Below are 25,572 nucleotides of genomic sequence, written 5' to 3'. Positions count from 1 at the left end.
GTCACCGTTCCCGACCGGCGCGCGGGGAACCGGTCAGCCGCGGATGAGCAGCACGATGGCGGCCGTCGCACCACCCAGGATGACCGCGCCGGCGCCGACGTCGAGCCGGTGGGAGCGCAGCACGGGCAGCCGGTCGTCGACCGAGTGACGACCGGGGCCGGTCAGGGCGAGCGCCACGGCGACCATGGCGATCAGGATCTCGTACTCGATGCCCTTCGGGGCGAAGAAGGCACCGTCCCACCGGATCGCCATCGCGTTGATCATGGTGCCGAGGATCGCCGCGGCGGCGAGCGGGGTGAGCAGGCCCAGTGCGAGGCCGATCCCGCCGAGAGTCTCGGAGAGCGCGGCGATGACGGCGAACGCCTTGCTGGCCGGGTAGCCGACCTTGGCGAAGAAGGCCGCCGTGCTGTCCAGGCCCTCTCCCCCGAACCAGCCGAACAGTTTGCGGGTGCCGTGCGCGAACATGATCGTACCGATCGTGGCACGCAGCAGGAGCAGCCCGAGGTCCACGCCGGTCGTCGCCGGCCGCCGGCGCACCTCGTCCGCGCGTTCGTGGCTGGATGGTGTGATCGCCGAAACTCCTGTCCCGCCGATGGTCCCGCGCCCGACAACCAGGCACGACAACCAAGAGTAACCAGCCAGCTACTCTAGCTAATTGGTCCGCCGGAGAGCCACCTCTGGCGTCGGCGACGATAATGCCCAGCGAGTCCATCCGGGTCTATCTCCCGAATCATGGCATTCGGTCTCATTCGGCCGTGCCGGACTTGCGGATCACGGATCGGTGAATGAACCGTGGCTGGATCGGACCGGTGAAGAATTGTGGTTGTCCGGGCATCGCGTCGGGGCTGAGGTTACCGCCATGACCACCGCGGGCCGGCAGCCGAGCGACCGGGCGTCAGAAGCGAGATGGTTCGAGTATAGGCGGGTGATTTTGGAATGAAGGCGACGTATGACCCGCCCGTCCTTCAGTACCAGGGGTCCTTCCGTGAGGCGACCGGCTTCATCGGCTTCATCGGCTTCGGCGGCTTCGGCGGTTGGGGTGGCTGGGGCGGATGGGGTGGCTGGGGTGGCTGGGGCGGATGGGGCGGCTGGGGTCGCTGGGGCGGATGGGGTGGCTGGGGCGGCTGGGGCTGGTAGCCCCGGGCACCAGGCGCACAGTTCCAATGGTTCACAGCTTCCTCGGTCCTAGGCCCGCCAGGCGGGCTGTCCAGGAGCAACAGCGTGGCGACGAGCCGACGATCGATCGGCCGTCGCCATGCCCCGTCTCGAGGGCCCATCAACGCGGGCGGGCGGGCTTCAGCCACGATCACGAGGGCGGGTGCGATGAGGATTGTCTGCGTCGGCGGCGGACCGGCTGGGTTCTACTTCGCCATCTCGGCGAAGCTGCGCCATCCGGGTGACGAGATCACCGTGCTCGAACGCAACCCGCCGGGCGCGACGTACGGCTGGGGCGTCGTCTACTGGGACAACCTGCTCGATGTCTTCTTCGGCACGGACCCGCGCAGCGCCCGGGCGATCCGGGCCAGGTCCGCCCTCTGGCAGGAGCAGCGCATCAGCCTGGGTGGGTCGGGGGTGGCCCATCTCACCGGCTACGGCTTCAGCGTCCAGCGGGCCGAGCTGCTGCGCGTTCTCGCCGACCGCGCGGCCGAGCTCGGCGTCCGGGTCGTCTATCAGCAGGAGGTCGACGATCTCGACCCCTACGCCGACGCGGATCTGATCGTGGCTGCCGACGGTGCGAACAGCCGGATCCGCCAGGACGCCGGCGACCTGTTCGGCACCAGCACCACGAGGGGCACCAACCCCTACCTCTGGCTCGGCACGGACCGGTTCTCCGACAGTTTCACCTTCGCGTTCGAGCCGACCCCGGCCGGTTGGATCTGGTGTCACGCCTACCCGTCGAACGCCGGGCTCAGCACCTTCATCGTCGAGTGCGCCGAACGGACGTGGCAGGGTCTCGGCTTCGACGCCCGCGGCGACGAGGAGACGCTCCGGACCCTGGAGAAGATCTTCGCCGGACCGTTGGACGGCCACGCGCTGATCAGCCAGGCGCAGGGGCAGGCCGAGGACCGGCCGCACGGCCAGGACGGCGGTGGCCCCGCACGCTGGCAGCGCTTCGTCGATGTCACCAACCAGCACTGGTACCACGACAACGTGGTCCTGATCGGCGACGCCGCCCACACCACGCACTTCACCCTGGGCTCCGGCACGGCGCTGGCGATCGTTGACGCGGCTATGCTCGCGCGGATCCTGGACGAGCACGCGAACGATGTCCCGTCAGCGCTACGCGAGTTCGACGGCAGGGGCCACCGGGCGCTGCGGCCGATGCAGGCGGCGGCCCGCACGAGCATGGCCTGGTTCGAGCGGGCCGACCAGTACCTTGATCAGGACGCCGTGTCGTTCGCCTACGCGATGGCGGGCCGGCACGGTCGCCAGCCGCCGTGGCGTCAGCCGATGCACCGGGCGACCCAGGTCCCGGCGGTCCGCCGCACCCTGCGCGGCCTGCACTCGGGCACCCGCTGGGCCCTGGCCCGCCGCCGCGGCGAGCCGCTCACCCCGCGCGTCGACACCGCGCCAGCAGACCTCCAGTGAGCGTTACCTGTGGGGCGTGAGGTACGGCGCGGCGCACGGCATCGCCTTCGACGACGAGCTGTACTACATCGCGGCGCTGCTCCACGACCTCGGACTGACGGAGCCGTTCGACAACCACCGGCTGCCGTTCGAGGAGGCGGGAGGGCATCTGGCCTGGGTGTTCGGCACAGCGGCCGGCTGGCCCGCGCAGCGGTCCGCCCGGGTCTCGGAGATCATCGTGCTGCACATGCGCGACGATGTGACCCCGGCCGACGACCCCGAGTCCCACCTCCTCCAGGTCGCCACGAGCTGGGACGTCGCCGGACGACGACCGGAGGAGTTTCCGCCGGACGCGCGGGAGGAGATACTCGCCCGCCATCCCCGGCTGGACTTCCCCTGAGGGGGACGGTCGGGTCAGTGCCCGGGCCAGCCGTCGATCGGTCTACCCGCCCTTCGAGGAGCGTCGTCGACGGATCCGTTCGAACCATCCGACCGTGGCGATCGCGTCGCCTGTCCCACCGCCCGACAGCCGAGCGCTCGCCGCTCCGAGCAGCCGGTCGGCGCACTCCTGACACAACCGACGGCCCGTGACCGAAACTCTCGGATGACCGGCTCTCGGCGCGCCGCATTCGTCGCACTCAAACGCTCTGATCCTCAGACCCCCGCCCACCGCGATCGGACACTCGCAGGCCGCTTCCGCGCCGTGATCACATGGGAACAATAACAACGACGGAATGTTTATGATCAACGGAAGGGCCGGCGCAGGCACCTTCCTCCGTGTCGCCCCTCCGTATCGCCGAGGCGGCGACGGGTGCCGTCGTCGCCCCGTTGGCCGGCTGTCAGACGGCGGCGGGAGTGGTGTCGTAGTCGGCGATGCGCAGGCCCATCGTCTCGGCGAGGCGGGCCATGGCGCCATCGATGAGCTTGAGGTCGCGTAGGGCGAGCTGGCCGTCGTGGACGGCGCCGGCCTCCTGCTCACTGCGGCGCTCGGCCCGGTCGAACAGGGCGGAGGAGCGGGTGTACGTCGCGTCGCGTGAGCCGTTGATCGCGGCGGCGATGACGTCGAGCGACTCGTGCAGGCTCGCGGTGGCGCCCTTGATCTCGCGGCGGCTGTCGAGGTCGAGCGGGCCGGCCTTCTCGACGTCGTGGACGAGGTTGCGGCTGTAGGCGCGGGACGCGGTGACCAGGCGAACGAGCTCGGTGACACGTTCGTCGAGGCCGCCGAGCGGGCCGCGGCGCATCGGCGCGGCGGTGGCGACGAGGCTCTGGTAGGCGGCGTCGACGGCGCGGGCGTCGGCCCGCAGCGCCGTGTCGCCGCACGCAGGGTCGCCGATCAGCCAGCCGCTGGCGTGTTCGACGAGGACCGCGACGGACCGCACGTAGCCGCGCAGGGCCACCCGCAGAACCCACTGGGTGCGCAGCGGGAACACCAGCAGGACGACCGCGATGGCGACGCCGGCACCGATCGCCGTCTCCTCGAGACGCAGCCGCAGCAGCGAGTTCGAGAACTCGTCGAGCTGGACGTAGAGCTGGGAGACCATCACGGTGATGCCGACCACCATGAACGCGTAGTTGATCCGCATCAGGTAGAAGCCGAGGAACAGCGCCACCAGGATGACGGTGATCGACAGGGCCGCGTCGTGGCCGACGGCGTGCGCGAGCACCGAGCCGATCAGGATGCCGACCAGCGTGCCGCCCACCCGGTACAGCGCCTTGCGGATCTGTTCGCCGGAGGTGTTCGCGCCCATGAAGGTGATGAACGCGGCGATCACCGCCCAGTAGTACCGCTGGCCCGACAGCAGATCGCCGAGCGCGATGGCGCCCGCGACCGCGACCGCGACCTGGATCGCGGCGCGCACATACGGCTTGAGGCGGGCGCGGTCGGCGATGTGGTCGCCGCTTTCGACCGAGGCCATGGCGCTGGCGGCCGCGGAGCCGGGCAGGAAGCCGCCGAAGAGCATCACCGACGGCTGGAACAGGGTCGTCGTCCGCTCCTGCTCGCTGGCCGAGCCGAGAGCGAGCCACTGGCTCATCGCCTCGGTCAGCGCGAGTACCGACCCGGCGAAGCGGTGCGCGACGACGACGGCCGTGCGGTCCCGGGCGTCGGCCACGGCGTCGACGTCGACGTCGATGTCGACGTCGGCGGTCCGCAGCAGGTCGAGCAGGGCGCGGGCCTGGGCGTCGGCGGCCGCCTGGTCGCGGTCGACGATGCCCCGCAGGGCGCCGCGGGCCGCCGCGAGCTGGTCGGCGGGCAGGTCGAGGCGGGTCATGGCCTGCGCGAAGCGGGCCACGTTCGTCAGTGCCAGCTCGACGTCGAACAGCCGCTGGTGCAGCAGCTGGCCCGACGAGCCGTCGGCCGTCGCGGCCGGATCGCCGAGCTGGGCGTCGATCATCAGGGCGGCCTCGTTGAGACGGACGAGCTGGCGGTGCAGGCGCTGGGCGCCACGCTCGCCGTGGTCGGGATCGTCGAGAAGCTCCAGGGTCAGCTTCGCCAGCCGGCGGGCCCGGGCTGCGTAGGAGCGCTGGGCGCGGCGCAGGTCCTTCGCGGGACGTGGGTAGAACAGCCCGAAGCGGACGACTCCCGCGACGAGAAGGCCGATGCCCAGCTCGGCGCACAGCCAGCCGAGGTCGCCCAGCGAGATGGCCTTGCCCATGAAGTCACCCATGAACGTGCCCATGAACAGCAACATGCCGCCGATGAACCCGCGGGGGCCGAACCGCCGGCAGTAGGTGCCCACCCCGAGGCTCGCGACGATCAGGATCAGCGAGGGCAGCCGGTAGTCGGCGAGGGCGATGCCGACCGCGAGCATCGGGACCATCGGGAGCGGCAGGAACAGCAGGGTCACCAGCTGGCCGCGCGGCGTCGGATCCATGATCGCGAAGGTCGAGATCATGCCGATGATCGCGCCCAGCAGCATGGCGATGACGAGGAACTGGTGGTTGGCGGCGGCCACCATCGCGGCCTTCGCGGGGGGCAGCGCCGCGCCGTGGGTCTGGATCTGCAAGGCGTGGGTCGCCCGGACGAACAGCCATTCGGCCACCAGAATCAGGCCGATCGTGATGACGGAATGCAGCGCCATCCGGAACCGGTTGAGGCCCGGGTCGGAGCCGAGGGCGCGGATCGCCCACCGTTCCCGCAGCCGCTCGGCCGGCCGCGCTTGCGCGGCAGGGGCGGCAACCTCGAGACGGGCCTCGTCGATGCTCACCACAACAGACCTCACTCTCCCCACAAACGGCACGACTCTCCCCACGAACGGCACGCCACCCTGTCCGCGACGGCACACGATCGCCTGCAACAGCGCCGGATCGCCGGAGTCGCACGGGCATGACGGCAGCACCCGACGGAACGACGTCGATCAACAAGGACACGCCCCGCGCGTGTGACGGGAGAAACGCGGCCGGCGATTCCCTCCGGTGACCCGCATCCCGCGGATGGGCAATTCGTGGCACGCGAAGGTGGTTCCGATACTACCCGCACGCCGATATTTAACCTGTGTGAATAACATGACAGACGGGGCGGGAACAGGTGGATTCCCGGACGCGGGGCCCTACTCGGCTCGGCTGCTCTGCGACCTCGGCGCCGAGGTGGTCAAGGTCGAGACGCTGGCGCGGTTGCCGCGGGTCAGCGACGCCGCCGTGGCGCCGCACCGGCCCGCGCCGGGTCATGGGCGCCCCACACCTCGGGCGCGAGCCAGGCGAAATAGATAACTTTTCAACCGAACACAGCTGGTTGGCGCCGCGTACGAGGCGTTCGACGACGGGCCTGGCCCGGTGAGGACGGCGGACATGAGCGAGTTGCTCGCGGGAGTGCGGGTCATCGAGTCGGCGATGCTGTTCAACGGCGACACCGTCGGCGCCCACCTCGGCGACCTCGGCGCCGACGTGATCAAGGTCGAGGGCCCACCCGTCGGCGACTACCTGCGCCACTTCCTCGGCCAGGTCACCCCCGGCTACAGCCCGGCGCACATCCAGATCAACCGCAACAAGCGCAGCATCGGCCTGGACCTGCGCACCGACGCGGGCCGGGAGGTGTTCTGGCGGCTACTCGACACCGCGGACGTCTTCGTCGACGGCAACGCCGCCGACGCCTGCGCGAAGCTCGGCGTCGGCTACGAGGCACAGAAGGCGCGCAAGCCCGACATCGTCTACTGCCAGTACACCGGTTTCGGAGCGACCGGCCCGTACGCGCCGATCCCCACCCACGGCCAGATGATGAACGCCCTGGCCGGCGCCACCCCCCGGGTCATGGGCGACGACGGGTTCCTGCACCTCGCCGCCGGCAGCGGCGCGATGGGAAGCATGGAGGCCGGCGGGGAGGGCACGGCGGCCGGCGCGATCCACGCGGCGTATCACGTCGCCGCGGCCCTGGTGCGGCGGGCGCGCACCGGCGAGGGTGCCTTCATCGACATCTCGGGGGCCGACGGCGTCATCGCGCAGGCGTGGATCGCCGCGACCTACGCGCTCAACGACGCGCGGATCACCGACCGCTCATCGATGCCCGCGGCCACCGACAGCGGCGAGATGACCGGGGCGCTGTACCAGTTCTACGCGTGCGAGGACGGGCTGAACCTGCTGTTCTGCTGCATCGAGCCGAAGTTCTGGAAGAACTTCTGCACCGCCGTCGACCGGCCGGACCTGCTGTCGGCCAACAAGGCGACGGGCAGCACGAGCGTCGACTTCGGCGCCGACCAGGCCGAGCTACGCCGCGAGCTACAGCGGATCTTCAGCACCCGACCGCTGTCGGCCTGGGTGGAGCTCGCCGCGGAGCACGACATCGCCCTGGGCCCGGCCTACCGGTCCCTCGCCGAGGCCGCCGTCGACCCACACCTGCTCTCCCGCGACACCTTCCACACCGCCGTGCACCCGGTCGCCGGCGAGTACACCTACGTGACCGAGGCCGGCCTGGTCCAGGGCCAGCCTTACCAGCTGCGCCATCACGCCCCGGCGTTCGGCGAGCACAGCGTCGAGATCCTCGCCGAGCTCGGCCTTCCCCAGCCCGAGATCGACCAGCTCCTCGCCAGCGGCGCCGTCGCGACCGCCCGCGCCTGACCCGCCGGGACCGCGTCACTCCCCCGGCTGGCGCCGTCCGGTCGTAGCGCCGTCCGGTCGTAGCGCCGTCCGGTCGCGCCTCGCACCGGACGGAGGCGTACCGTCGGACGACGCCATCGAACGCAATCGTCACCGCGATGTCACGAATCGCGAGCCGGCTGGTCGTCGGCGTCGGCCATGCTCGGGTGAACTCGTGTCCGCCCCTGCCCCGCGGAGGCACCGTGGTCACCTCGTCGGTCGTCATCACCGGGGCGGCATCCGGTATCGGGCGGGCGTGCGTCGCGCTGTTCGCCGCCCGCGGATTCGGCGTCGTGGCCGTCGACATCGACAAGGCCGGACTCGCCGACCTCGCCACCGCCCCTGACTCCGCCGACGGGCAGAGCGGCGACGAGGGGTCCCCGCGGATCGTGCCGGTGGTCGGGGACGTCTCCCGGGAACGGACCGGCGACGCGATGGTCAGGACCGCCCTGGAACGGTTCGGACGCCTGGACGCGGCGGTGCTCAACGCCGGGATCGGCGGCACCCTGCCATGGGAGGCCGACGGCGCCCTCGAGCGGTTCGACGAGATCCTCGCCGTGAACGTGCGGGGTGTCGTGGTCGGGATCCGGTCCGTCGTGCCCGCGCTGCGGGCCGCCGGCGGCGGATCGATCGTGGTGACGGCGTCCAGCGCCGGGCTGGGGGCCGATCCTGGGAACTGGGCGTACAACGCGTCCAAGGGCGCCGTCGTGAACCTGGTGCGCGCCGCCGCGCTCGACCACGCCGCCCAGAACATCCGGGTCAACGCCCTCGCCCCCGGGCTCACCGACACCGCGCTGATGGCCCGCCACCGCGCCGTTCCCGGCCTCGTCGAGGCGTCGAGCCGCCGCATCCCGCTGCAGCGCTGGGGCCTCGCCGAGGAACACGCCGCCGCCATCTGGTTCCTCGCCTCCCCCGACGCCTCCTACATCACCGGCGTCACCCTCCCCGCCGACGGCGGCCTCACCGCCATGCACGGCGCCGTGCCCCCACCGCCCCTCCCCGACGCCTGAGACGCCTCACTGGAGCGGCCGATTCCGGTTCCCGGCCGGACTCCGATATCCCCGGGGCAGCACGGAACGTCCCGGTCGGCATGGATAGGGTGCGCATTTGTGGCGGGTGGGTTGTGGGGTCGGGTGCGGGGCTGGTTCGAGGCCGATGCCGAGCATGTGACGACGTGTTTTCTGCCCGAGCCCGGGTCCGCGCCGATCTGGCCGGGCCAGGGATATCTGCGGCTGTGGCTGGCGGAGGGCTTTCTGGCGAAGGCTCGCGGCTGGGACGGGGACCGCTTTCCGGTGCTGCACGCGGGCGCTTCGCTCGACTTCGGCGGCACGGGGGCGGTCGCCTTCACCTCGTTCTCGCGACCCGCGGCGGCCTGGGCGGTGCCCGGTGAGCAGGTCGACTTTCCCGTCACCCCGCTGCTGCCGTTCACCGGCGGCGTCGTCGAGATCGAGGCGGCCGTCTACCAGGCGGTGCAGGCCGGGCCGCTGGACACGGCCGTGCGGCTCGTCGCCGGGTTCGCCGACCTGCTCGGGCCGCCGCTGGCGACCGCGGCGACCGTCGCCCGGGCGGTGTCGGCCGGGCTCGACAGCCTGATCGACGCCTCAGGCGAACGTCCCGTCCTCGGCCTGCACCACGCGATGATCAGCCCGGGCGGCGGCGGGCTGCCCGTGCGGGCCGGGCACCTGGCGGTGGTGAACGCGGCGCCCGGTTCGCTGCCCGGCCCGCTGACGATCGACGCCGGCGGGCGCCTGGCGCTCCTCGACGGCGACTCCGGCGGCCAGGACGACGGCCCGGGCGGCACCCGTCGGGTCACCGGCGTCGACTACCTGGTGGTGCGGGTCGAGACCCGGGCGGAGCACGACGTGTGGCTCTCCCCCGCGATGGCGGCGCTGGTCGCGCGGGCCCGTCTCGCCCGGGCGCGCGGGCGGATGGGGGCGTTCACCGACTACCGTGCCGAGGCCGTCACCACGGCCTGGACGTCGGACGACTACGTCGAGTCCGACCGGCCGCGCATCGCCGCCGCGATCGCCGCGGCCCTGGAAGCGGGCGCCGAGCAGGCCGCCGCCGGCCCGGACCCCGACGCGCACGACCCCGACCGCGCCGACCCCGGCCGAGCCGACGTCGCCGGGGCACGCCGCACCGAAGCCGATCCCGCCGGAGCCGATCCCGCCGAAGCCGGCCGTGCTCCCACCGACCGTGCCCTCGCCGGCCTCACCCCCGCCGACCGGGCGCTCGCCGACGAGGTGATCGCCCACCTCCCCGCCCGCGACGATCCAGGCCTCGCCGACCTCACCCTCGCCGACCTGCTCGCCGGCTGAGGAAGAACGCGCGCCCGTTCAGCGCAGGAACAGCAGCACGTCGCCGGCGGCCCGCGAGTCCGGCGTCGGTTCGTCCCGCCCCGTCCCCACGGCTGGCTCCACACCTGGGAGCGCCACCGCGGCGCCGGACGACGCACCGGTTCGCCTCCCGTGCCCGCCGGCCTCGAACGCGTGCTCGCCGGTCGGGAACACCTCGATGATCTCCTTCGCGGTGCGGGCGGCGAGCACGGGCAGCACACGTTCACCGGGATGCTCCGCCGACGGCGAGCCGGCTCGCCGGCCGCGGGAGGCGGTCGGCGCGGCGAGGGACGTCGCGGTCCCGCGCAGTGCCGCGGCCACCACGGCCGCCGACCGGTCCGGCAACGGGGGAAGGACGAGGACGGCCGGGGCGCCGGCGTCGAGGGCGGCGATGGCCAGGTCGACGAAGCCCTCGCGGTCGTCCCCGAGCGGGGTCGCGGGACCGTCGATCAGGTCGGCCTGCAGCACGGTCAGCCCGGCGGTGTCGACGCCGAGATCCTCGATGCCGAGCAGCGCGCCGTCGCCGGCGAGGGCGGGACCGGCGTCCGGGTCGCTGACCCGCAGCCGCAGCCCGGAGCCGGTGCGCACCGGCGTCCCGACCGCGTGCACGACACCGGGCACCGACACCGGCCTGCCAGCTCCGTCCGTCGGCCGCAGGTGGCGCGGGCCGACGTAGGCGCCGCCGGCGGCCGGTTCGCCGATCGACGGCTCGACAATCGACGACTCGCCGATCGATGGCCAGACGGCCCGCGGGCCGCCGCCGGGCGATGCCACCGGCGTGGGCTTCGGGGTGGCGGCGCCCGGTTCCGCGCGCCCGGCGCGTAGCCGGGCGAACACGACCGTGCGGGCGAGGGACGCCGGCAGGGCCGCGGCGAGGCGCGACTCCCAGTCACCGGCGCGGTCGGCCTCGTCCACGTCGAGCGTCACCACCCGCAGGTCGCGCTCCCACCCGCGGCGCGGGCCGAGCCGACCCGGCGGACCGGTGATCCGCTCGCCGTCCACCCGCCACAGTGTCCGCACGCCCGGGCGGACGCGCGCACACCAGAGCCGTCCGCGCTCGGCGAGGCGTGCCGCGAGGGCGCCGTCGGGCGTGCGGGAGTGCAGGAAGACGGCCGGCGCCAGGCGGGTGTCCGCGACGTGGACCCGACCGGAGCGCACGGTGACCTGGTGGCCTGGACGCAGCCGGTACTGTCCGTCCTGGCCGGCGCCAGGCCCCCCCGGCCCGAGGACGACCCCGAACCGCGGGAGCGACCCCGACCTGCCAGCCACGCGGGACCTCACCACCGCGGCCACGGCCACCGCCGCCAGTACCTTCCCGCGCCGGCCGCCGGCGTCACGGCCCGCCGCGGGCCGCTCGGCGCCGGCATCGGCGACGGAGCTCTCCGGCCCCCTGTGGCCATGCACCGGTTCCGCGTGGGCTGACCAGGATCCCGCGGGGATGGCACGGGGGATGGTGCCCATGGCGACGCGGTCGTCCCGCGCGGCGGCACCGGCGGGCACGAGCCGGTCGGTCCTGGCCGGCGGATCCACGGACATCCGCGCTGCGGTCGGGCCGGTCGTGTCGTCCCAGGGAGGGGGGGGTATGACGTCGGCGAGCAGTTCGCCGGGGGTGCGCGCCGGGTCGGCGACGGGCTGCGGCGCGGTGTCGACCTCCCAGTCCGCGAGCGCCGTGGCGGCGACCCGCGCCCGCCAGGCCGGCCAGTAGGCGAGCGGGCGCCAGTCCACATCGGGTGTCGGCGCGCCGCTGTCGAGTCCGGCCCGCTGCCGGACGCGCACCCGCAGGACGTCGGCCGCGGCGGCGGCGAAGTCGTCGCCCGCCCGGTGCAGGCGGGTGATCGTGCGCGGGGTTCCGTCCGGGGCGCGCAGCAGCGCGGCGGCCTCGCGGGGCAGCCGCGGCGCGAGCTCCTCGGCGACCCGCACCGCCAGGCGGGCGCCGACCAGCGCCGGCATCCCGGCGAGCACGGCCCCCACCAGGTCAGCAGTCCCGGGCGGCCTGGCCGGCCCCGGTGGGGTGGCCAGCCCCGGTGGGGTCGCCTGCGACGGCGGGGTGGCGCGACTGGTGTCGACGAGGGCGGCCAGGCGAAGGCGGAGCTCGGGGTCGCGCAGGCGGTCGCCCAGATCCTCGACGCTCGCCGGCGGCGGGGTCGAGCCGATGAGAAGGCGCAGCTCCAGCCGGTCCACCTCGGCGGTCAACGCCGGCCAGGACGGTTCGGTCGACAGCGGCGGGCGGAGGTGGCGCAGCGCGCCGCCGGCGAGCAGGGCCCGGTGGTCCTGGCATCGCCACCACGCATGCCAGCCCCCCGCCTCGACCGGCGTCTCGGGATGCTGCCCCTCGACCAGGCTGAGCACCAGCCAGGCCGCCGCGCGCAGCCGCGGGGATCCGGTCCGGGCCAGCTGCCGGATCGACGGGCTGAACTCGGTGGTCCGGTAGCGACGGCACAGCTCCAGCAGCGCCAGGTCGCAGTCCTCGACGGCGTCGGGATCGTCCCCGGCGAGCCGGGCCGCCTCCCGGTAGCGGACCAGGATGTCTGCGGCCCGGGACGGTTCGCCGAGCGCCGTCCAGGCGTCGGCGACCTCGACGGCGAGCGGGCGGACCTGCCGGTGCAGCCAGCTCGTCGGCGACCGGCCCGGCCGGTAGACGAGGCAGCCGTCGAAGCGGCCCAGCACGTCGCGGGGCAGGACCCGGTGGTCCAGGGCGAGCCGGACGGCGGTCGCGACCCGCCGCTCGGCGTCGACATCGCCGATGCGGGAGAGGACCTCGTCCAGCCCGGCGCCGGACAGGTCGGGGGGCGGCGAGACGGGGTCGTGCTGTGCGCGCAGCCGCAGGACGGCGAGCTCGGCGCGGTCGACCAGCCCCGGCGGCACCGCCCAGTCCGCCCAGTCCACGGCGCCCGCCGGGCGCACGGAGGCCGTTGCGGCGGCCACGGCGGACGTTGATCCGGAGGACGTTGATCCGGCCGAGGTCGCGCCTGCGACGCGCGCCGCCCGCCGGGCCGCCGCGATCGCCGCGGCGAGCCGGGCGATGAGGACCGTCGGCGACCCTGTCGTGAAGACCTCCCCGGGGCGACCCGACCCGGGTGCCTCCTCGGCGGGGTTCGCCCCGGCCTCCTGCCCGCGGCGCGACGCGGCGGGACCGCCCTCGTCCGCCAGCGGCACGATCGGCAGGGATCCGTACAGCGGTCGACCCGACGGCGGATCGACCGCCGCTCGCAGGGCCAGCTGGGCGGTGAAGACCTCCGCGGCGAGCCGGACCACCGGATCGGCGTCCCGCAGTCGGTCCGTGATCGTCTGCCCCGGCGCCTCCGTCTCTCCCGGCGCGTTCGCCTCCCGACCGTCCCGACCGGTGAGCGGCCCTTCCGCCACGGCCTGCAGGGCCGCCAGCGCCGAGCCGGCGGGGACCAGGTCCGGCCGGCCGGCGAACGCGGTCACCACCGCCAGCGGATGCGCGGCGGCCTGGCGGGACGGCCGCCGGCGCGCCATCACCGGCCCACCCGCGACCCATTCGTCCCAGTTCGGCTCACCCCAGCGCGGATCGCTCCCGTCCAGCTCGTCGAGGTCCAGGTCGGTCGGCTCGGCGTCGATCAGGTCGGCAGTCCCCGGACTGGTGCGGGAGGTGAGCAGGCGCAGGGCCCGATCGACGTCCGGCGGCGAGCCGGCGAGCAGCGGGTTGGGTGCGCCGCCGGCGGCCAGCTCACCGAGCAGGGCCCGGCTGGCCAGGGTGGCACGCTGGTCGGGAAGCGGGTGGTGGGGGACGTGGTGGAGCACGGCCTGCCACAGGGGGCCCGCCAGCGCCTGCTCGCCGGTGTGGATATGGGCGGCGGCCCCGGTCGCGAGGATCGCCGCCATGATCGTGGTGGCGGCGGAGGTGGGCCGCGCAAGCCCGTCGGCCGCCTCGGCGGCGTCGGCGCGGGGGCGTTCCACTCCGGCGCAGCGGGTGGCGACCTGCGCGGCCCAGGCCCATTCACCGGCCGCGGCGATCCGCTCCTCCAGGTCCACCCAGAACACGGCGGCCTGGTCGGCGGGTTGCAGGCGCACGGCCGTCTCGACCGCCTCCGGGGTGACGTCGCCGAGCGCGCCGGTCCGGACGAGCGCCGCCGCGTCACGGCCGAGGCCGGCGCGGTCCAGCGGGTAGCGGTCGGGTTCGGCGGCGACGACGGCGCGGATCCGGTCCCGCAGGTGCTCGTCGACCTCGAGCAGGCTCGGCCGCCCGTCGGGGCCCAGCGCCCGGACCTGCGTCCATTCCTGGGAGGCGAGCCCGTCGAAGGCGGCGCGCGCGGCCAGTCCGGCGCGCTCCAGCGCCGGCGTGACCATCGCGAGGTCGAACCGGCCGAGTTCGGCGGCGACCGCGAGCGCACCGCGGGTGTCGTCGTCGGCGAGGCGGTGGATGATGCGCCGCTCGACCAGCGGGTCGCCGGCGGCCCGCAGCACCCGTGGGTCCAGGTCAGGTTCGCGGACGATCCAGTCCCGGTAGGCGGCGAGCTCGAACGGGTTGTACCGCTCACCGTCCGCGCCCGACGACGGCGTGCGGGCCCGGTGGAGCAGCGCGGCCCGCAGCGCCCCGGCCGGTCGCGGGCCGGTCGAGGCCGCCCCGGCGGCGTCGAGGAAGCGGTTCGCCTCGGCGGCGGTGAAGCCGGTGACGCGCACGACGCGCAGGTAGTCGCGCTGGCGCAGGCGCGGGCCGGCAGCGCGGGCCTGCTCGTCCGCGGGCGGCACCAGGGGGCGGCGCCCGGCGAGGACGACGCGGACGTCCGGCAGCTCGTCGTGGAGGCGTTCGAGCAGGTCGAAGGTGCGGTCGATGGCCGGGGCGGCGGCACCCGGCGGGTACAGCTTGGCCAGCTCCTCGCAGGTGTCCAGGACGAGGACGACCCGGGGCCGGTCGAGCTCGCGCAGCACCCGGGCGAAGGCGCGCACCACCTCGTCGAACAGGGCGCGGACGGTCTGCGCGGCCGCCGCCCGGATCAGGCTGACGGTCGAGCGCGTCGGGCCGCCGGCCGGGAGGAGCGCCGATCCGTACACCGGCTGCGGCGGCGCGGCCCCGGCGGCGGCGTCGCGCTCAGCCTGCGCGCCGAGACGGCCGATCTGCTCGTGCAGGGCGCCGGCGGCGTCGCGGAACCGGCGGTAGGAGCTGTACCAGTTGCGGCTGGCTCCGTAGCCGGCCAGCTCGTCGGCGAGGGCCAGCAGCACCTCCGCCGGGCGGTGCTCGGGGTAGCGGGGGTCGAGATGGTCGAAGTCGACGCGGGCGACGGGGAAGCGGGCCAGGTCGCGGGCCGTCGCGAAGGAGCCGGAGCTCAGGTGGCGCAGCAGCATCGTCTTGCCGATGCCGCCGTCGCCGATCAGGTGCAGCGCCCACGGCGCGCCCGGCCGCTCGCCGTCGAGCAGCTCCTCGAGCACCTCCTCGACGTCCGCGCGGGGCTGGTAGTCCCGCAGGTACTCGGCGTCCTGCGCGTCGCGATGGGCACGGTCGAGCCGCCAGCCCGCCCGCCTGGCCGCCTCGGCGAGGGTGCCGCCGCTGATCGCGCCGACGGTCCGGGCCGCCGCGACGAGACGGGTGGCCGCGGCCAGCCCACCCTCGGCCATCACGTACTCGTCGACGCGGTGGAACAGGGCGGTGCCGGAACGGTCGGCGCGGTGCGTCCCGGCGACCTCCAGCCACGGCTCGAACGCGGCGGCGAGGTCGCGGGCGGTGCCGCCGGGAGCGTCGAGCGCCGTGCGGATGGCGCGGGCGAGCCGGTCGATCTCCTCGTCGACGTTGACCGGCACGTCGTCGCCGCGCAGGTAGCGCCCGATCTCGTCGCGCCGGGACAGCCGCAGCCAGAACACCGTGCGCACGCCCCGGTGCGGGCCGGGGGACTGCCGGCGCTCGACCAGACCGGCGTCGTCGAGCCGGGCGAGAAGGCCGGCGAGGTCCGCGGCGGGGACGAGGCCGAACCGCTCGGCGGTGTCATCCGTCCACTCGGGCAGCAGGGCGAGCAGGCACAGCTGCGCCGCGTCGAACTCGCGCAGGGACTCCAGCCGCGCCCACGCACGCAGCGCGGTGAGGTCCGCCAGGCTGTCCGCGGGCGGATTCACCGGAACCGCTCCTCATAGGTGCGCAGCGCACCCTCGTCGTCGGCGGCGACGAAGACGCCGTTGAACGTCAGAACATTGGCGATGAGGTAAAGCTCCCGGCGGACGGCGGTGGGCATTCCCCTCAACTCCCCGAGACTCTTCTCGATCGCCACTCGGGAGGAGCTGCGGGCGGCCGTGTACACCTGGGGGTATCTCTCCTGCCAGGGATGCAGCAGGACCCACTGGAATCCCAGTATGGCGCTCGCCGGGGACATACGGGTCAGTTCGGGAAAGAGGAATCCGGGCTGGCCGGCCCGCTCGTCGCGCAGCCGGCGCAGCACGACGCCCTCGTCCTCGAGCAGCGACGCGGTGACGACGACGGGCACCGGCCGGTCCGGGGTGCCGAGCCCGTCCCGGTTGAGCATCGTCAGCAGCGGGCGCAGCGCGCCGACCCACCGGTGCACCTCGTCGCCGAGCACGACGACACGCGACGACACGCCGAACGGCTCCCCGAGCCCGGCGGCCGCGGCGGCCGCGAACGCGGCCAGATCCCGGCCGAGCGCCCGGCGCAGGACATGCTCGTTCAGCGGGCCGGTGGCGGCCGCGAACTCGGCCACCGCGGTGTGCAGCAGCGCGAACCGGGAGTCCGCGTCCAGCCCACGCAGGGCGGCGGGGGTGACGAACGCGGCCCGGCGGCAGGTCTCGTCGACACCCACCGTGCTCAGCGGCGGCGGGGCGATGCCGAGCGCGTCCGCCGCCATGATCGCCGCCTGGAGGACGCGGACGACGAGGTCACGCAGGTCCCGCGGCGCGCCACCGTCCCCGAACGGGCCGATGAGCAGCGGGAGGTGACCGACGCGCAGCAGCCGCAGCCCGATCTCGCGCAGCAGCCGGCTGCCACCCAACCCGCCGATCGGCCCCTCGGCGACCGCCGCGACGAGGCCGGGGCAGCGTTCGGGAGCCGGGCCGGCGAGCGACTCGGCCGCGGCGAGGATCGCCTCGTGCCCGATGAACATCGGCGCGCGGCGCAGTTCCAGCCGCTCGGCGGCGCGGCGCAGCGCGACGGCCGGCGCCGGGTCGACGACGCGCAGATCCGGCGGCACGCGCTCGGCGAGGAACAGCGCCGGCAGCGCCCAGTCGAGGAAGCGGCTCGGCGGATCGCCGTGCAGCAGCGCCGCCCGCCGCCCGACCGCCGCCGCCCCGACGACCGACGCCCCCGCCTGCACCGCGCGGACGAACCCCCGGGTGAACATCCGGCTCGCCTGCTCGCTGACCTCGCCGGACATCGCGACGACGACCGGCACGCCCCGCCGGGTGAGCTCCGCGGCGATCGACCGGCCGGCCGCCCGCGCCTCGTCGACCAGCTCCGCGCCCTCGGCGGCGCCGGTGGGGCGCGCGCTGCCGCAGGCGCTGAGGACGACCACGGTGGGCATCCCGGCCGGTTGGCGCAGCGCGGCGGTGAGCGCCTCGGCGTCGACGTAGCGGAAGCCGGCCGGCTCCTCGGCGTCGGCGAGGCGCAGGACGGCCCGGCCCTCCGCGATGTCGCCGTGCGCGACGAGATGCACGACGTCCGGGGCGAACCGGGCGCACAGGTCGCCGAGCTCGGTGAGCGACGCGTTCGTCATCGCCCGCGAGACGCACAGCCCCTCCGCGTCGAAGCCGCGCATCAGCCCCATGAACATGGCGCCCGGGCGGATCACCGCGTCCTCCAGGGCGGAACCCGCGGCGAACAGCACCCGCGGCAGTCGCCGGATCGTGGCCGGCGCGGGTGTCGCCGCGGGCACCACCCGGGTGAGCGCCACCAGCAATCTTGGATGCCCCACGAGCGGGGCCTCGCCGTCGTGCATCGCCTCCCACACCAGCGCGCCGAGGGCGAGGTCGTCGGCCGGCCAGCGCAGCGCGAGCTCCACCGCGTGCGCCGCCGGCCCGTCGCCCGGGCGCGGTCCGGGATCCGCCGGGCGGGTGGCGGCGGCGAGGATCGCCGGCCAGGCGGGGGCGAGCAGGCACTCGAACAGCCATCTGCCGTACAGCTCGGCGTCACCGGCCCGCAGGTCGCGGCCGGTGATGCGGGCGAGCAGCGCGCAGACCGCGCCCGCGTCGCCGGCGCACAGGGCGACGAGCTCCTCGGGAGCCGACGCACCGAGCTGGTGGCGGCGCCCGGCCGGCAGCGCCGGGATCTGGCGCGGGAAGCCGTCGACGTCCGTCACCGTGACCGCGCCCACGCCGTACCCGACCGGCGGCGGGCCGGAACCGGCCGGGAGGCGGACCTCGACGGCCCATCCGCCGTCGCGGCGCTCGACCTCCACCAGCACCCGGGGAATCGTCACCGGCCTCCGGCCATCGTCGGGGACCACCGTGTCCGCACCGCGCACCTCCACCGGGCGCCGCCCGCGCGCGCCCTCACGTTCCGGGTGCCCGAGCACGACGCCTGGGCACCGATCTGCGTGCCCGTCCGCTGGGCGTGCCGGCGGCGTCAACGATCCGCCACCGCCGTCAACCCGTGGTCAAGGAGGTGGGCACGGGGCGACGGCGGCGAGGTCAGGGGCGCCGTCGACGGCCGATTCCGGCAACTCCTGGAGCAGCGGGTCCCCCAGCAGGCGGCCGGTGAGGCGGTCGGCGACGGCGGCGAGGTCACCGGGCGGGATCGGCGGGGCGGCGAGCACGCCGTCGGGCCCGCAGCCGCGCAGCAGCTCGACCAGGCGGCGATGCACGTCGGCCAGGGCCGCCGGCGCCACGGTGGTCGCGGCCGCGATCCCGGCCTGGACGGCGAGGCGGGCCGCCGGCGGGGTTCGGCGCGCGGGCGAGGTGATCGGCACCGGGTCGCGGCGCAGTGCCGCCGCCCAGCTCGCGACCCGCCCACGCGCCGCGTACCAGCCGGGGTCGACACGGCCGAGGCCGAGCAGCGTCGTCCCGCCGACGGGCAGAGCGAGCAGCGCGGCGGCGACCGCGGGCACGACGGCGAGATGCCGCCGCACCTCCTCGGCGCCCCCCTCGAAGGGCTCAGCGGGCCCGCCCCGTACGCGGCGGGCCAGCTCGGCGAGCAGCGCGCGGCGCACGAGCGCAGGCGGGTAGGGGCTGCCGGGACGCGCGCCCCCGGCGAGCCGCGCGGACCCGCCGTGCTCCAGCTCGTCGACGGTCCACACCGCGGCGTCCGCGACCATCACCGCGGCGAACGCGTCCGCGAACAGCTCCGCCTGCCACGCCACCCACTGCCCGGCGAGCTCGGCCCGCTCACCCGGCAGGCCCGCCGCGGCGCCGGGCCCGCCGACCGCCGCGGCGAGGGCCTCGCGGGTGCGCTCGGCGAGGTCCGGCGCCAGATCCCGCTGGAGGTGATGGCCGGTCTCGTGCGCGGCGAGCGCGAGCCACCACGCCTCCCGCGTCGACCATTCCGGCAGGGCGATGGTCGGGATCGGCAGCTCGCCCAGCAGGGCGCGGACCGCGTCGCCCACCGCGTCGGTGCGGGCCGGGGGACGCAGCTGGGACGGCACGGCGGCGCGGGTGAGCGCGAAGGCGTTGAACCGCGGGTCCACGTAGGCCAGCGGCCCGGTCGGCGCCGGGCGCCCGAGGGCGGCGAACGGCGGGGCCCAGCAGGAGCGGACGACCTCGTCGGCGGCGAGCAGCACCGGGCCGAGCCGTTCGTCGAGGCGCTGGTCGTAGCGCTCGCGGTACCAGTCGAAGGTGCGCCGGACGACGGTGAGCACGGTGTCGACGGCGCGGCAGCCGTCGTAGGCGGCGCCGACCCCCGCGGCGGTGCGCAGGTCGTCGAGCCGGCCGGCGAGCGCGTCGAGCATCCGGCCGAGGACCGTGCCGAGCACCGTCAGGTGGTTGTCGAACCGGGCGAACCGCGGGTCACCGGACCGGGCGCCGAGCCAGCCGGCGACGTCCTGGCGGGCCTGCGCGACCGCGGCGGCCGACCGGTCGATGCGGCGCCGACCGCGATCGTCCCCGAGATCCACCCGCATGGGCGCAAGAGTACCCAGGCAACCACAAAGCGTCCCGTCCGGCGTCGCGTCCGGCCCGATCTCCCGCCCCCCGCACCGGGACGGCGCCGGAACGGATCGGGGCACTGTGACGCAGATGACTCCGCAAGGGTGTCGTGGCTAGCATCGGCAGATGTGAGAGCCGTGGGAGTCACCGACTTCGGTGGGCCGGAGGCCCTGCGCATCCTGGAACTGCCGGATAGGCATGCCGGGCCGGGTGAGGTGCGGATCCGGGCCAGCGCCGCCACCGTCAACCCGGCCGACACGCACGTTCGGGACGGGAGCCAGGCCAGGTGGCAGCGCCTGTCCGACCCGCCCTACGTGCCCGGGATGGACGTCGCCGGAGTGATCGACGAGATCGGCGAGGGCGTGGAGACCGACCTCGCCATCGGCGACCACGTCATGGCGGTGGTGATACCGAAGGCGTCGCACGGCGGCTACGCCGAGCAGATCGTGGTGCCGGCGGAGTCGGTGGCGCGGGTGCCGGCGGGCGTCGACGACGCCGCCGCCTCGACGCTGCCGATGAACGGGCTCACCGCGCGGCTCGCCCTCGACCTGCTGGGCCTCGCCCCCGGCAGCACCCTGGCGGTGACGGGCGCGGCCGGCTGCTTCGGTGGTTACGCCGTGCAGCTCGCGAAGGTCGACGGGCTGCGGGTGGTGGCGGACGCGTCCGAGGCGGACGAGGAGCTCGTGCGCGGCTTCGGCGCGGACATCGTGGTGCGCCGCGGGTCGGATGTCGCCGAGCGGATCCGGGCCGCGGTGCCGGGCGGCGTCGACGCCGTGGCCGACGGGTCGGTCCAGCACGCGGCGCTGCTCGGCGCCATCCGCGACGGCGGGGCGCTCACGGCACTGCGGCCGTTCGAGGGCGACACCGAGCGCGCCATCACCATTCACCAGGTATGGGTGAACAGCTACCTGCGCGAGCAGGCGCGGCTCGACGGGCTGCGGGAGCTCGTCGAGCGGGGCGCGCTCACCCTGCGGGTGGCGCGGACGATCCCGGTGCGGCGGGCCGCCGAGGCACACCGCATCCTCGAGCGAGGCGGCACCCGCGGCAGACTCGTCCTCACCTGGTGAGACCCGGCGTGCGGTGGGCACGTGCGGTGCAACGGGGACGTGCGGGACCGCACCCGTCCGTTGCGCTCTGTCGTGAATCGGCCCAGCACGGTGTGATGTGTCCACCGGCGGACGCGCAGCCCGCGTCCCAGCACACCGAGGCGAGGAGGACACCTGGTGAGAACGACGGGGACCTCCTCCTGGGACGGCGGATTCCGCCGAGGGTTGCTGCCCCGCCCGCATCCGATCACCCACCGCACTGGGCGGATCAGCACGCGGGCAGGCAGGGGCGGTGAGGCACACCGGGAGAGGACCTCGGACATCGCCTGCACAGGTCCTCTCCCGGACCCTGTCCACGCACTCCACCCCGGCACCCGGCCCGGCACGACCACCCGCTCCGCCCAGCCCACCCACGCCTGCCGCGTGGCCCGACCAAGCCACGCGGCCCGCCCCGACCAGAACCAGCACCCCGACCAGAACCAGCGCCCCGACCGGACCCAGACGGCCGACCAGATCCAGGACACCGGCGTCGACCCGCCTCCCGGACCCGGCAGGCAGGACGGCCGCGGGCCCGGCACGGACCATCGCGTGGTCACCGCGGGGCCCCCGCCCTACTGGCGACGCCCGGCGTGCGCCCCGGGACTGCGCTTCGCCAGCCGGGACGGCGAGCTGATCATTCGCTACCGCTACGCGGGGCGGACCCGTGAACTGCGGGTTCCCGCCGCTCTCTGGGCGCCGTTCGTCGAGGAGGTCCGGCACGGCCGGCTCGACCGGCTGGCCTCCATCGACGGGCAGCCGGCCTGGACGCAGTGGGGCGGCGGGGCCGGTCAGGCGGCCCGCTGCCCACCTGACGAGATCCTGCTCCGCTACGGCGCCGAGCCCACCGTGCGGGAGAGCAGGCTACCCATGGTCATCTGGGATCAGATCCTGGTCGCGGTCCGCGCCCATGCCATCGACGACCTTGACCATCCCCCCCTCCAGGGCGACAGTACGGTGGGCGCGCGACGGCCGACCGGCTTCCTGACCCTGCACGGCGCCGCCCTCGGCCCGCGCGGCTCGGCGATCGGCCAACCCGACCGGGTCGCGGTCCCGCCCCCGACGGCCCACCGGCACGAGCACCAGCACGACGACCAGCCCCTCCCTGCCGGCCAGCACGGGCAGGAGGATCGCCACCCCCGCCACCAGCAACCCGACACGACGGGATAACCGGACCGGCGGGCTGCCCGCCGCACCCCTCACGGCGGGCGGCCCGCCCGATCCGGGCCATCGCTCCACCGACAGCGCCCACCCGTCCCCTGAGCCCGCCGACGTCACGGGCTCCCCACAGCCAGGCTGCCCACCGGGTGCACCGTGCGCCGGCGTGCGACCCCACCGGATCCGACCAAGGACGGTGCGAGGGTCCGCCGTAGACGCCGACCGGTGGGCAGCCCCCCTCGCGGCCGGAGGCCATCGCCTCGGGCCGCGGCACTCCCGGCACCATGCCCGGGCCTGATCGACGGGCCGCCCGCCGCCCCACCCCACCGGCGGGCGGCCTGTCCCTCTCCGTACGTACGACCACCCCGCCGGCCCTTGGTCCAGTGTTCCGGGCGGTCCGCCGGACCACGGACGCCCGAGCGCGGCGACACCTCGGTGTGCCCCGGCTCGTCACCGTTCAGGTCATGGCACGCGCACGCCCTGCCTCCCCCAGCCGGGGGAGCCCGCATCGCCGATCCGGGCCAGCACCTCCCGGTCGGATCGGACGGGGCCGGCTCGTCGCCGGCAGCGGTGGCACCTCCACCCGCCACGCTCGGCACCGGTGTCGCCGCCCGCGGGCCCTTCGCGGCGGGGCGTGGGCGCACAGTCCCGTCCCCCGACGCACCGGGTCCGGACCACCGGCCGGCCCCCGCCGCGGCCACACCCCTGCTCTCGCGCCCAGCCCACGGCACGATCCGCGCACGAAGGAACGCGAAGGAACGCGAAGGAACCCGGTTGAGCCCGGTCAGGCCCGCCGTCCGTGGCGCGACACGCGGGCAACGCGAAGCGCCGACCGGCGGGGTGTCCGGTCGGCGCGACGGCATGGCTCGCAGAGCCGGCCCATGGGCGGGCCCGTCCAGGTGACGGGCGGCGCGGCGGCGTCCGCGGGCCCGGCCGAGGGATGGGTCAGGGCGCGGAGAAGGAGACCTCCGTCGACTTGATCAGCGCGGTGACCTGCGCCCCGGGCCCGAGATCCAGCTCGTCGACGGCCGCCCGGGTGATCGCGGCGGTGATCTCCTGCCCGTCGCCGAGCTCGATGCGGACGACCGACATGGCCCCGCCCGAGTCGACGTCGACGAGCGTGCCGCGCAGCTTGTTGCGGATGCTCAGACCCGCGGTGTCGCTCGTTGCCACGGAGATGTCGGTGGACTTGATGAGCGCCTCGACGGTGCTGCCCACGCCGACGCCAAGTTCCTTGATCGCATCCATGGTGACCGTGGCGGTCAGCGTCTGACCGCCGGGAATCCCGATACCGACGGTACCCATGACGGCACCCTCGACAATCTCCGTGATAGTTCCCGTGAATCGGTTGCGAATACTAAGGACCATAGAAAAACTGTACTCGATCGATGTATCGAGGGGGTGCCGGAGCGCGTCGGCGCCCGACCCACCCGCATCACCCGGGAGCGCCGCCCCGGCATCGCGAGCACCCGCTCCGACCCTCGGAGTTCCTGGTCACACCGGCGGACACGAAACCATCCCGAACCACGTCTTGTCCGCATCCACGGACCCCGTGCCAACTTCCATCCCGCATCTGCGTGGAAATTGCTACCATCGACCCGTAGATACGGATGAACGCCCACCGCAATCCACCCGCAATCCTCGGGTGGGTCGCCGCGGCCGGAGGGAGACAGGTGATGACCGCGCAGCCCAGCGTCATCACGACCATCATCGCGCCCCTCGGCATTGCCGCCAGCGCACGGAACGGCCCACGTCACGCGCTACCACCTTCGTGCTCCCCGACCCACCCCCGAAGCGGGGTGCCCACGGCGGCGCGGGCGGCCCGTCCGTCACGAGAAGAGCCGGAAACAGGTTCGGAAATCAGCTGCCGGCGCCATTGTTCGCTATTTCGCAGGTCGGCACGAGATCCAGGCAGAGTAGGTGGCCGAGGTGTTCTGGAGCGCTTCCCCACAATCTCCCGGGGAGACAACGGAGTGGCTCGACAGGGTCGAGCGAACGACGCCGGTCCTGGTCCGCTACCGCGAGCGGGCCGAACGGGAACGGGTTACCCCGGCCGAGGTGATCGAGGCGCTGCGCGCGCAGAACATTCACCGCATGTGGGTGTCGCCGGCGTTCGGCGGAGGCGGGGTCAGCGTCCGCACCGGATCGGCCGTCCTGCAGGCGCTCGCCCGCGTCGACGCCGCCGTCGCCTGGCAGATGGGAGTACAGGGAGTCATTTCCCGGCTGTCGGACTATCTGCCGGAACAGGTCGCGCGCCAGCTGTTCCACGACAGCGACGGTCTGGTGGTGGGGGGTATCAACCCGACGGGCCAGGCCGAGCCGGTGGCGGGCGGTTACCGGGTGCGGGGGCGCTGGTCGTTCGCGAGCGGATCGACGCATGCCGACTGGCTGGTCTGCGCGTCCGTCGTCACCGGGCCGGAGGTGGCGGCCTCACCGACCCGGATGCTGTTCGTCCCCTCCGACGCGGTGCGCTTCGAGGACGACTGGCACACCGTCGGGCTGCGGGGCACCGGCAGCGTCAGCTTCACGGTCGACGACCTGTTCGTCCCGGACGACTTCGCCGTCGACGGCGGGCTGCTGCGCCGGCCGCCGCGGGACCGGCCGTCGCGGGCCCACGCCATCGCCTACTACGACTTCGGGCCGTTCACCACCGCGTCGACGGCACTCGGCATCGCGCAGGACGCGCTCAGCGAGTTCCCGCGGATCGCCGTCGGCACCGTGCCCGCCCGCGGCACCGAGACCCTGGCCACCAGCCACACCGTCCAGGCGGGGCTGGCCCGGGCGGCGGCGCTGGTCCGCGGCGCCGAGCTGATGCTGACCGACGCGGCCGACCAGGCGAGCCGGTCCGGCGCGGCCGGTGGTGAGGAGCTGTCCGCGCTGATCAGGCTGGCCGCGGCGACGGTCGGCGAGAACGCCGTGCGGGCGGTCGACAGCCTGCACAGCCTGGCCGGGACGCGGGCGCTCACGGCCGGCGGGCGGTTGGACCGTTGCTTCCGCGACGTGCACAGCGCGGTCGCGCACATCACGCTCGCCCCGACGAACTTCGAGATGGTCGGCGCCTATCTGCTGGGCAACGCCCTGCTGATGCGGCGCTGACGCCACGCCGCGCGGGCCCCGGGAATACCGGTTCCCGGCGAATGCCGACGCACCGCAAGGAAAGGCCGGGTAATGCCGAACAATGTGACGATCGTGACGACGTTTCTACGGAAAGGATTCGATCATGCGTTCCACCACTGAACACCGTTTCCTCTCCGACCTGAAGGTCGGAGTATCCACGGCGCAAATCCGATGACGACCCCGACGGCGGGTACCCCGGTCAGCGAGAG

General features: G+C 74.6%; 15 protein-coding genes. 9 read left to right on the top strand and 6 right to left on the bottom strand.

The genetic code is table 11. The annotated features are described in order from the left end of the window. Positions 1-33: 33 nt before the first annotated feature. Positions 34-624, bottom strand: a complete 591-nt coding sequence (locus AC6EXY_RS29015) for a DoxX family protein (RefSeq protein ID WP_499818562.1) — start codon at positions 622-624, stop codon at positions 34-36. A 312-nt stretch (positions 625-936) separates the two neighbouring features. On the opposite strand from AC6EXY_RS29015, the gene AC6EXY_RS29010 reads away from it, so the two are divergent. The 3 genes from AC6EXY_RS29010 to AC6EXY_RS29000 all read left to right on the top strand — a co-directional run bounded on the left by AC6EXY_RS29010 (position 937) and on the right by AC6EXY_RS29000 (position 2,968). Next, positions 937-1,137 (top strand): putative RiPP precursor, encoded by a 201-nt coding sequence (locus tag AC6EXY_RS29010; RefSeq protein WP_499818561.1) that lies wholly within the window; start codon positions 937-939, stop codon positions 1,135-1,137. A 186-nt stretch (positions 1,138-1,323) separates the two neighbouring features. Further along, positions 1,324-2,589, top strand: coding sequence for an FAD-dependent monooxygenase (locus AC6EXY_RS29005; RefSeq protein WP_499818560.1), 1,266 nt, complete (start codon positions 1,324-1,326; stop codon positions 2,587-2,589). 16 nt (positions 2,590-2,605) lie between these two features. Next, positions 2,606-2,968: an HD domain-containing protein gene (locus AC6EXY_RS29000; RefSeq protein WP_499818559.1), complete on the top strand. Its 363-nt coding sequence runs from the start codon at positions 2,606-2,608 to the stop codon at positions 2,966-2,968. Positions 2,969-3,407: 439 nt separating this feature from the next. Here AC6EXY_RS29000 and AC6EXY_RS28995 read toward each other — a convergent pair whose 3' ends face one another. Then, positions 3,408-5,774 carry an FUSC family protein gene (locus tag AC6EXY_RS28995; RefSeq protein WP_499818558.1) on the bottom strand — a complete coding sequence of 789 codons (2,367 nt, stop codon included), beginning with the start codon at positions 5,772-5,774 and terminating at the stop codon, positions 3,408-3,410. Between the two features lie 580 nt (positions 5,775-6,354). On the opposite strand from AC6EXY_RS28995, the gene AC6EXY_RS28990 reads away from it, so the two are divergent. The 3 genes from AC6EXY_RS28990 to AC6EXY_RS28980 all read left to right on the top strand — a co-directional run bounded on the left by AC6EXY_RS28990 (position 6,355) and on the right by AC6EXY_RS28980 (position 9,953). Next, the gene (locus AC6EXY_RS28990) at positions 6,355-7,617 is read left to right on the top strand and encodes a CaiB/BaiF CoA transferase family protein (protein WP_499818557.1); all 1,263 of its coding nucleotides are present in this window, start codon (positions 6,355-6,357) and stop codon (positions 7,615-7,617) included. A gap of 221 nt (positions 7,618-7,838) precedes the next feature. Continuing rightward, positions 7,839-8,645, top strand: a complete 807-nt coding sequence (locus tag AC6EXY_RS28985) for an SDR family NAD(P)-dependent oxidoreductase (protein ID WP_499818566.1) — start codon at positions 7,839-7,841, stop codon at positions 8,643-8,645. 99 nt (positions 8,646-8,744) lie between these two features. Next, the gene (locus AC6EXY_RS28980) at positions 8,745-9,953 is read left to right on the top strand and encodes a hypothetical protein (RefSeq protein ID WP_243407634.1); all 1,209 of its coding nucleotides are present in this window, start codon (positions 8,745-8,747) and stop codon (positions 9,951-9,953) included. Between the two features lie 18 nt (positions 9,954-9,971). Here AC6EXY_RS28980 and AC6EXY_RS28975 read toward each other — a convergent pair whose 3' ends face one another. From AC6EXY_RS28975 to AC6EXY_RS28965, 3 genes are all read right to left on the bottom strand, one after another. Further along, the gene (locus tag AC6EXY_RS28975) at positions 9,972-16,040 is read right to left on the bottom strand and encodes a hypothetical protein (protein WP_499818556.1); all 6,069 of its coding nucleotides are present in this window, start codon (positions 16,038-16,040) and stop codon (positions 9,972-9,974) included. After that, positions 16,037-18,346 carry a CHAT domain-containing protein gene (locus tag AC6EXY_RS28970; protein ID WP_499818555.1) on the bottom strand — a complete coding sequence of 770 codons (2,310 nt, stop codon included), beginning with the start codon at positions 18,344-18,346 and terminating at the stop codon, positions 16,037-16,039. The genes AC6EXY_RS28975 and AC6EXY_RS28970 overlap by 4 nt, the downstream gene beginning before the upstream one ends. A gap of 177 nt (positions 18,347-18,523) precedes the next feature. Next, complete coding sequence (locus AC6EXY_RS28965) at positions 18,524-19,981, bottom strand: hypothetical protein (RefSeq protein ID WP_499818554.1); 1,458 nt, start codon at positions 19,979-19,981, stop codon at positions 18,524-18,526. Between the two features lie 162 nt (positions 19,982-20,143). Between AC6EXY_RS28965 and AC6EXY_RS28960 the strand changes: the two genes are divergently transcribed. Together AC6EXY_RS28960 and AC6EXY_RS28955 are read left to right on the top strand one after the other, a co-directional pair. After that, positions 20,144-21,073 carry an NADP-dependent oxidoreductase gene (locus tag AC6EXY_RS28960; RefSeq protein WP_499818553.1) on the top strand — a complete coding sequence of 310 codons (930 nt, stop codon included), beginning with the start codon at positions 20,144-20,146 and terminating at the stop codon, positions 21,071-21,073. 402 nt (positions 21,074-21,475) lie between these two features. Beyond that, positions 21,476-22,258, top strand: a complete 783-nt coding sequence (locus AC6EXY_RS28955) for a hypothetical protein (protein WP_101832420.1) — start codon at positions 21,476-21,478, stop codon at positions 22,256-22,258. A 933-nt stretch (positions 22,259-23,191) separates the two neighbouring features. On the opposite strand, the gene AC6EXY_RS28950 is transcribed toward AC6EXY_RS28955, so the two are convergent. Beyond that, complete coding sequence (locus tag AC6EXY_RS28950; protein ID WP_101832419.1) at positions 23,192-23,614, bottom strand: TOBE domain-containing protein; 423 nt, start codon at positions 23,612-23,614, stop codon at positions 23,192-23,194. Positions 23,615-24,175: 561 nt separating this feature from the next. On the opposite strand from AC6EXY_RS28950, the gene AC6EXY_RS28945 reads away from it, so the two are divergent. After that, complete coding sequence (locus tag AC6EXY_RS28945; RefSeq protein WP_101832433.1) at positions 24,176-25,342, top strand: acyl-CoA dehydrogenase family protein; 1,167 nt, start codon at positions 24,176-24,178, stop codon at positions 25,340-25,342. Positions 25,343-25,572 lie beyond the last annotated feature (230 nt).

Source organism: Frankia sp. RB5, assembly GCF_059816245.1.
The sequence above is the reverse complement of the archived record's forward strand: the minus strand, read 5'-3'. Positions and strand labels throughout refer to the sequence as shown.